The 7,321-nt window shown below is 64.4% G+C and carries 6 protein-coding genes; all 6 read left to right on the top strand.

The annotated features are described in order from the left end of the window. The coding region (locus tag ACLP9N_RS35770; protein ID WP_442411840.1) for an MCE family protein at positions 1-809 on the top strand (809 nt) is incomplete at its 5' end. A gap of 44 nt (positions 810-853) precedes the next feature. Next, positions 854-1,882: an MCE family protein gene (locus ACLP9N_RS35765; protein ID WP_442411839.1), complete on the top strand. Its 1,029-nt coding sequence runs from the start codon at positions 854-856 to the stop codon at positions 1,880-1,882. A 26-nt stretch (positions 1,883-1,908) separates the two neighbouring features. Next, positions 1,909-3,306 carry an MCE family protein gene (locus tag ACLP9N_RS35760; protein ID WP_442411841.1) on the top strand — a complete coding sequence of 466 codons (1,398 nt, stop codon included), beginning with the start codon at positions 1,909-1,911 and terminating at the stop codon, positions 3,304-3,306. Continuing rightward, positions 3,303-4,709 carry an MCE family protein gene (locus ACLP9N_RS35755; protein ID WP_442411838.1) on the top strand — a complete coding sequence of 469 codons (1,407 nt, stop codon included), beginning with the start codon at positions 3,303-3,305 and terminating at the stop codon, positions 4,707-4,709. Before ACLP9N_RS35760 ends, ACLP9N_RS35755 begins: the two co-directional genes overlap by 4 nt. Next, positions 4,706-5,860, top strand: coding sequence for an MCE family protein (locus tag ACLP9N_RS35750; RefSeq protein WP_442411837.1), 1,155 nt, complete (start codon positions 4,706-4,708; stop codon positions 5,858-5,860). Before ACLP9N_RS35755 ends, ACLP9N_RS35750 begins: the two co-directional genes overlap by 4 nt. Position 5,861: 1 nt before the next feature. Further along, positions 5,862-7,321 (top strand): MCE family protein (locus ACLP9N_RS35745; RefSeq protein WP_442411836.1); only part of this gene is annotated, 1,460 nt, incomplete at its 3' end.

Genomic DNA, 7,321 nt, shown 5'->3' with positions numbered 1-7,321 from the left:
GCGCGTTCGAAGGGTTCAGCGACACCTACAGCGCCGCGGCGCAGAACCTGCTGACCGTGCTGGACGCCGGGAGTACAGCCAGCGCCGTGATTACCAGGAATGCCAAAGACCTTGATTTCGCCCTGCTCGCCCTCGCCGGACTAGGCAACAGCGGTGGCAAACTGCTCGGCCCGAACAAGGACAACCTTATCCATTTGCTCAACGTGCTCGAGCCGACGACGCGGTTGCTGATGAAATACAACCCGGAATACACGTGCACGTTCCTCGGCGCCAAGCTCCTTCTCGACAGGGGCTACGCCGATGCCTTCACATTTAATGGGCGGTCGTTCATCGCCGATGCCGGGCTGCTCTTCGGCGACGACGCCTACCGGTATCCAGACAACCTGCCCGTCCTCGACATCAAGGGCGGTCCCGGCGGAACGCCGAGCTGCGGTTCGTTGCCTGACGTGGAAAAGAACTTCCCGCAGCGGTACCTGATCACCGACTCCGGGTTTGGCGGTGGCATGGACGTGCGGCCCAACCCCGGCGTTGGTTTCCCGGGTTATGCCCTTTATTCCCCGGTCACCCGTGGGACACCTCTACCGCCGACCCTGAAAGATGAGGGCGGTCCGGCGCCGGGTCCGGTGCCGTACCCGGGTGCGCCGCCCTATGGTGCGCAGCGATACGCCCCGGACGGAACGCCACTGTATCCGTTCTTGCCGCCAGCGCCTCCGCCCGGCAGACCAAAAGACCCGGGTATGGGCAATCCGCCGGCGGGTTCGGAGCCGTTCGTGCCCCCTTACCCGGGGACGCCACCCAAGCCCCATTAGAGCCCCGCTAGCGCAACCCAACCCGCGTCCAAGAAAGGCAGACATTGCGCGAGAATTTCCGAGGCATCGCGTTGCGCTTTGCCATCTATGCCACCGTGTGTTTGTTGGGTATGGCTGCGTTGTTCGCCGTGTTCTCCCAGATCCGCTTCGAGAAGGCGAACACCTACAACGCCGTGTTCGCCAATGTGTCCGGGCTGCGGGAAAATAACTTCGTACGCATCGCCGGCGTCGAGGTAGGCAAGGTCAAAAGAGTCGCTGTCCAGCCCGATTCCACAGTGCGCGTGGAGTTCTCTGCGGATGAGTCGGTGGTGCTGACCGAGGGCAGCAGGGCAGTTGTTCGCTACGATGACCTCTTCGGCGGCAGATTCATGGCGCTGGAGGAAGGTGCGGGGGGAGTCAAGAAGCTCGATCCGGGGGCGACCATCCCGCTGAGCCGGACCCAGCCGGCGCTGGACCTGGACGCGTTGATCGGGGGCTTGCGACCGGTGTTTCGCTCGCTGAACCCCGATCAGGTCAACGCGCTGAGCGGCCAGCTGATCGAGGCGCTGCAGGGCCAGGGCCCCACGATCGGGTCGGTGTTGACCCAGGCCGCGGCGGTGACCAACACCCTGGCTGATCGGGATCGGTTGTTCGGCCAGCTCATCACCAACTTGAACACCGTGCTCGGTTCGCTCGGCGACCAGGATGCTCAGGTCGCCAAGGCCGTCGACTCGCTGTCGACACTCATGGCAACTCTGCAAGCCCGCAAGCAGGACATCGCCCAAGGTATCAGGGGCGCTGACAGAATCTTCGCGGTGGGCGCCGAGGTGCTGAGGAGGGCCCGCTCGCCGCTCAAAAAGGTGGTGGACCAGGGCGATCGCGTCGCCGGAACCGTGTTGGCCGATAAAGACTTTGTCGACAACCTGATCAACACGCTGCCCGACGATTATCGAATCATCGGCAGGGAAGGCCTCTACGGAGACTTCTTCACCTTCTATCTGTGCGACCTGATTCTGAAGTTGAACGGCAAGGACGGGCAACCGACCTACATCACGTTGGCCAGCCAGCGTTCGGGGAGGTGCACCCCGAAATGAGACGCCTCTACCGACGCCTCTTCGAAATGAGGCAGTTCTCCGAACGCAACCCGTATCGCATCGGCGGGATCGGTATCGCCGTGGTGGTCGCGGCAATACTCCTCGCGACCAACTACGACAAGCTGACGTTTATCACCGGCGAAAAGGAGTATGCGGCGTACTTCGCTGAGGCGGGCGGTGTGGAGACCAACAGCGTCGTCGAGGTTTCGGGTGCCCGGATCGGGCATGTGTCCAGCTTCAGCTTGGATGGACCGCGGGTGCTGGTCAAATTCCGTATTCCCGGCGATGTGCGGCTCGGCGACCGCACCGAGGCCGCAGTCAAGTTGAAGAACTTCCTGGGCACCAAGATCATCGAGCTCACGCCGCGCGGAGAGGGTCGGCTCACCGGACCGATACCGCTGGAGCGGACCACGCCGGCCTACCAGCTGCCCGATGCGCTGGGCGACCTTTCGACAACCGTCGCCAAATTGAATACCGACCAGCTGTCGAACGCGCTTTCCGTGGTGGCCAACGAGTTTGGTGGCACTCCACCGAAGCTCAAGGCCGCGGTGCAGGGTCTGGCGCGGTTCTCGCAGACATTGGATGAGCGCGACAAGGAGCTGCGAAACCTGCTGAGCAACGCCAATAAGGTCACCGACGTGTTAGCCAAGCGTAGCGACGAGATTGTCAAGCTCGTGGGCGACACCAATTCGCTGCTGGTCGCGCTGAAAGCCGAAGACCGCTATGTGGACCGCTTTTTGGCCGACGACGCCGCCATCGGCCGGGCGCTCGGGGCAATCGTCGACGACAACCACGCAACGCTGCGGCCCGCACTGGAGAAGCTCAACGGGGTGGTGGGGCTCCTCAACAATCGCAAGGGCCGCATACAGGAGGCAATCAAGGGGCTCGACAGCTTTGCGCTCGCGCTGGGCGAAGCGGTTGCCTCGGGCCCGTTCTTCAAGGCCTACATCGTCAACCTGCTGCCGGGACAGTTCATCCAGCCCTTCATCGACGCCGCCTTCTCCGACCTCGGATTGGATCCCGCGACCCTATTGCCCTCGCAGCTCACCGACCCGCAGACCGGCCAGCCGGGCACACCGCCACTGCCGATGCCGTACCCGCGGACCGGCCAGGGCGGCGAACCGCGCCTGAACATTCCGGATGCCATCACCGGCAACCCCGGTGACCGGCCGTGCAGTGTGCCGGGCAGGCCGGGAGCCGCTGGCTGCTATCCCCTCCGAGAGGAACCCCCGGCGCCGCCGCCAGGTGGGCCGCCGCCGGGACCGCCGGCACCAGGTCCGGGGCCAGGCAACGCTTCGGTGGGGCCGGTCCAGGAGCCGGCGCCCGGGCAAATACCACCGGGCCAAGCACCCGTGCTCGCGCCCAGAGAGTCCTTCGGTCCGCGGCCGGGTTCGCCGCCACCAGCTGAGGGGGGCCAACAGTGAATTCGCGTAAGACAAGGATTGCCCTGGTGCTGGTGCTGGCGCTGGCGCTGATCGGTGGGGTGGGCGCGCTGCTGCGATCGTCGTCGGGTGGCCGCACGCATGTCGTCGGATACTTCGACAACGCCAACGACATTTTCGTCGGCGACGCCGTGTTGATCCTCGGCGTGGCTGTCGGCAAGATCGACAAGATCGAACCGCAGCCCGACCGCGTCAAGATCTCGTTCTGGTATGACGACAAATACAAGGTGCCTGCCGACGCCAAAGCGGCGGTCCTGTCGCCGAACCTGGTGTCGATCCGGGGTCTTCAGCTCACCCCCGCCTACACCGGTGGGCCGGTGCTGGCCAACGGCGCGGTGCTCCCGCTGGCACGCACCGCCGTCCCGGTGGAGTGGGATGACCTTCGTGCGCAGCTGGAGAAGCTCACCGAGATCCTGCAGCCGACCCAACCCGGCGGGGTCAGCACGTTGGGGGCGTTCGTCAATACTGCGGCGGCCAACTTGCGCGGCGAGGGCGCAGATATCCGGGACGCCGTCGTCAAGCTGTCACAGGCGGTCTCCGCGCTCGCTGACCATAGCGGTGACCTGTACGGCACCTTCAAAAACCTGGCGGCTCTGGTGTCGGCGCTACACGACAGCGGCACCCTGCTGCGCCAACTGAACCAGAATCTGGCCGCGGTCTCGGGGCTGTTGGCCGATGATCCCAACAAGGTAGGAGACTGGGCCACTTCGCAACACGAGATACTCGAGAAGAGCACCAAATTTCTGGACGACAATCGCGAGACGGTGGGCGTTACTTCGGACAAGCTGGCGGAGCTGACGGACGCAGTGGTCGAGAGTCTCGACGACATCAAGCAAGCCCTGCACGTGGGCCCCCACGTGTTTCAGAACGTGTTGAACATCTATCAACCCTCGCAGGGCGCATTTACTGGCGCGCTGGCGCTGCAAAACTTCGCTAATACGCTGCAGTTCTTGTGTTCGGCGGTGCAGGCGGCATCGAGGTTGGGCGCCGAGCAGTCTGCCAAGCTGTGTGTGCAATACATGGCTCCGATCATCAAGAACCGTCAGGTCAACTTTCTGCCGCTGGGATTGAACCCGTTCGTCGGGCAGTCGGCGCGTCCTAACGAAGTGACCTTTAGCGAGGACTGGCTGCGGCCCGACTACATCCCGCCGCCCGGGCCGCCGCCCACAGAGGCGTTCCGTACGGTGCCACCGCCCCCCAACGGGCCGCTGCCGCCGGCGAATGAGATATACAACTTCTTCGGCAACGGGATGATCGACACGAACGCGCCATATGTGCCGGCCAAGCCGGCGAATCCGCTGCCCGTCGATCCGGCCACCGGGCTGCGCTCAATGATGTTGCCGGGGAGCCTAGACAACGTAGACAGCTTGGGAGGTGGGCATTGAGCCGATACAGCTACTGGCGCCGCTCCGGCGCGGTGCTTGCGATCGCGCTGGCCGTGGCAGCGGTTTCCGGCTGCGGCGCCCTCCGGGGTTTTCGGGGCGCCAACTCGCTTCCGCTGCCGGACAGAGTGGGTGTCGGCCCAGGGCACTACACCATCCAGGCGCAGATGCCAGATGTCCAGAACCTCAAAGAGAATTCCCGGGTCCAGTTCAACGATGTGCTGATCGGTAACGTGGCCAAGGTCGAACGCCAGGGCTGGCATGCGCTGGTCACCATGACGATCGAACCCAACGCTGACCTACCGGCCAATGCGACCGCCGCGGTCGGTCAGACCAGCCTGCTGGGAACGTTGCACGTCGAACTGGCTACGCCCCCGGGCGTCGCGCCGAAGGGCAAGCTGCACAACGGGTCAGTGATCCCGCTGTCGTCGGCGAGTGCCTACCCGTCCACCGAACAGACGCTGGGCGCGGTGTCGCTGGTGCTCAATGGCGGCGGCCTGGGTCAGCTTCAAGACATCACCCAGACGTTGAGCACCGCTTTTTCCGGTCGCGGACAAGATTTGAGAAGCCTGATCACGCAACTGGATAAGTTCACCGCCTACCTCAACGACCAAAAAGATGACATCATCGCCGCGTTGGACAGCCTCAACAACTTGGTCGGTCAAGTCGCCGAGCAGAAGCCGGTCCTCGACAAGGCGCTGAAAACCATCCCGGATGCGATAACCGTCCTGAAGGACGAACGGGAAAAACTCGCCGACGCCCTTGGTCGGTTCGGCCCTTTCGGCGATGTTGCCGCTGACGTGCTCGAACCAACCAAGGAGAATCTCATCAAAGAGCTCGGCGATGTCGGTCCGGTGGAGCAATCGCTGGCCAACTCCGGGCTGGCGCTGACCCGTGGTCTGGACTACCTCACCGTCCCGCTGTTCTCAAAGCCGCCGGTGGCCAAATGGATCCGGGGCGACTACGGGAACTTGACCGGTGTATTCGACTTGACGCTGAGCCGGCTTGATTCGTCATTTTTCACCGGCACCCGGTGGGAGGGCAATCTGACCGAGCTCGAGCTGCAGTGGGGCCGCACCCTCGGGGTGATGCCCAGCCCCTACACCGCGCGCAACCCGATCGTTGCGCCCTATCAATTCAACCAGGGGCCGTGACATGCGCTTACAGCGGCGAACCATTATCACGCTGGCGGTCTTCGCGGTGATCTCCGTGGTCGCAGGGGGCCTCGTTGGCCTGTACTACGCGCATTTGCCGGCTGTGTACCTCGGAGTCGGGCGGTACACGGTGAAAATGCAGCTGGACCGGGCGGGCGAGCTGTACCGCGCCGGGAACGTCACCTACCGGGGCGTCGAGGTCGGCAAGGTGACGAAGGTGCACCTCACCAACACCGGCGTGGAGGCGGTGCTGTCGCTGAAGTCGGGTATCGATATCCCCGCCGATCTGACCGCGCACGTGCACAGCGCGTCGGCGATCGGCGAGCAGTATGTCGATCTGGTCCCGCGCAGCGGGAAGGGACCGGTGCTCAAGAACGGCGACGTGATCCCCCAGGACCGCACCTCGATTCCGCCGAACATCAACTCGCTGCTGGCGGCGGTCAATCGCGGCCTGAACGCGATCCCGCGCGATGATCTCAAGACGGTGGTCGACGAGTCGTATGTCGCCGTCGGCGGGCTCGGCCCGGAGCTGTCCCGGCTGTTCGGCGGCGGCGCCACACTGGCGACAGATGCGCGCAAGAACCTGGACTCGATCACGACGTTGATCGAGGAGCCGAAGCCGATTTTCGATAGCCAGATCGAGTCCTCGGACTCGATCCAGGCCTGGGCCGCCCACCTGGCCAACATCACCAAGCAGCTGCAGACCGTCGAACAAAACAACTCCGATTTCAGCGGCACGCTTCGTGGGCTAGGCCCATTTTTCGACTCGCTGCGCCAGGTGGTCGATCGAGTGGAGCCCACGCTGCCGGGTGTGGTCTCTAACCTGGACAGCGTCGGCGATGTTGCGCTGACCTACCGCGACAACCTCGAGGCGCTGCTGACGGAGGTGCCGCAGGTGGTTGCCGACTCGCAAGGGATACAGCTACCCGATAAGGACCTCAAAGGGCCCTACCGGGGTCTTGGCCTGAGCTTCAACCTGAACCTCAACTGGCCGCCTCCGTGCACCACCGGGTTCTTTCCGGTCCAGCAGCAGCGCTCGGCCGTCTTCGAGGACACCCCGCCGCGTCCACCGGGCCTCGTCTACTGCCGGATACCGCAAGATTCGCCATTCAACGCCGTGCGTGGCGCGCGCAACTATCCGTGCGAGACGCGGCCGGGCAAGCGGGCGCCGACGGTCAAACAGTGCGAAAGCGACGAGCCCTATATTCCGCTCAACAACGGCTTCGACTGGAAGGGTGACCCGAACGCGACGTTGACCGGGCAGGGTGTCCCCCAGTTCGACCCGGGAGAGTCGATACCCGCGGGATTCCCGGGGGGCCCGCCGGCTTCACCGGGACAGGCGCCGCCGACGGCCCCGCCGCCCATCGCGGCGGCCCAATATGATCCGGCCACCGGGGAGTATGTTGGACCGGACGGGCAGAGGTACAAACAGCCCACTCTGGCTGGCGGTCCCGGCAAGGA

This window comes from Mycobacterium sp., from assembly GCF_052144515.1.
Lineage (GTDB): Bacteria > Actinomycetota > Actinomycetes > Mycobacteriales > Mycobacteriaceae > Mycobacterium.
This window is presented reverse-complemented; position numbering and strand designations above follow the sequence as displayed.

Bases quoted from the DNA above. Each gene is read 5' to 3' on its own strand.
- ACLP9N_RS35760 (WP_442411841.1), top strand. From the start codon at position 1,909: ATGAGGCAGTTCTCCGAACGCAACCCGTATCGCATCGGCGGGATCGGT.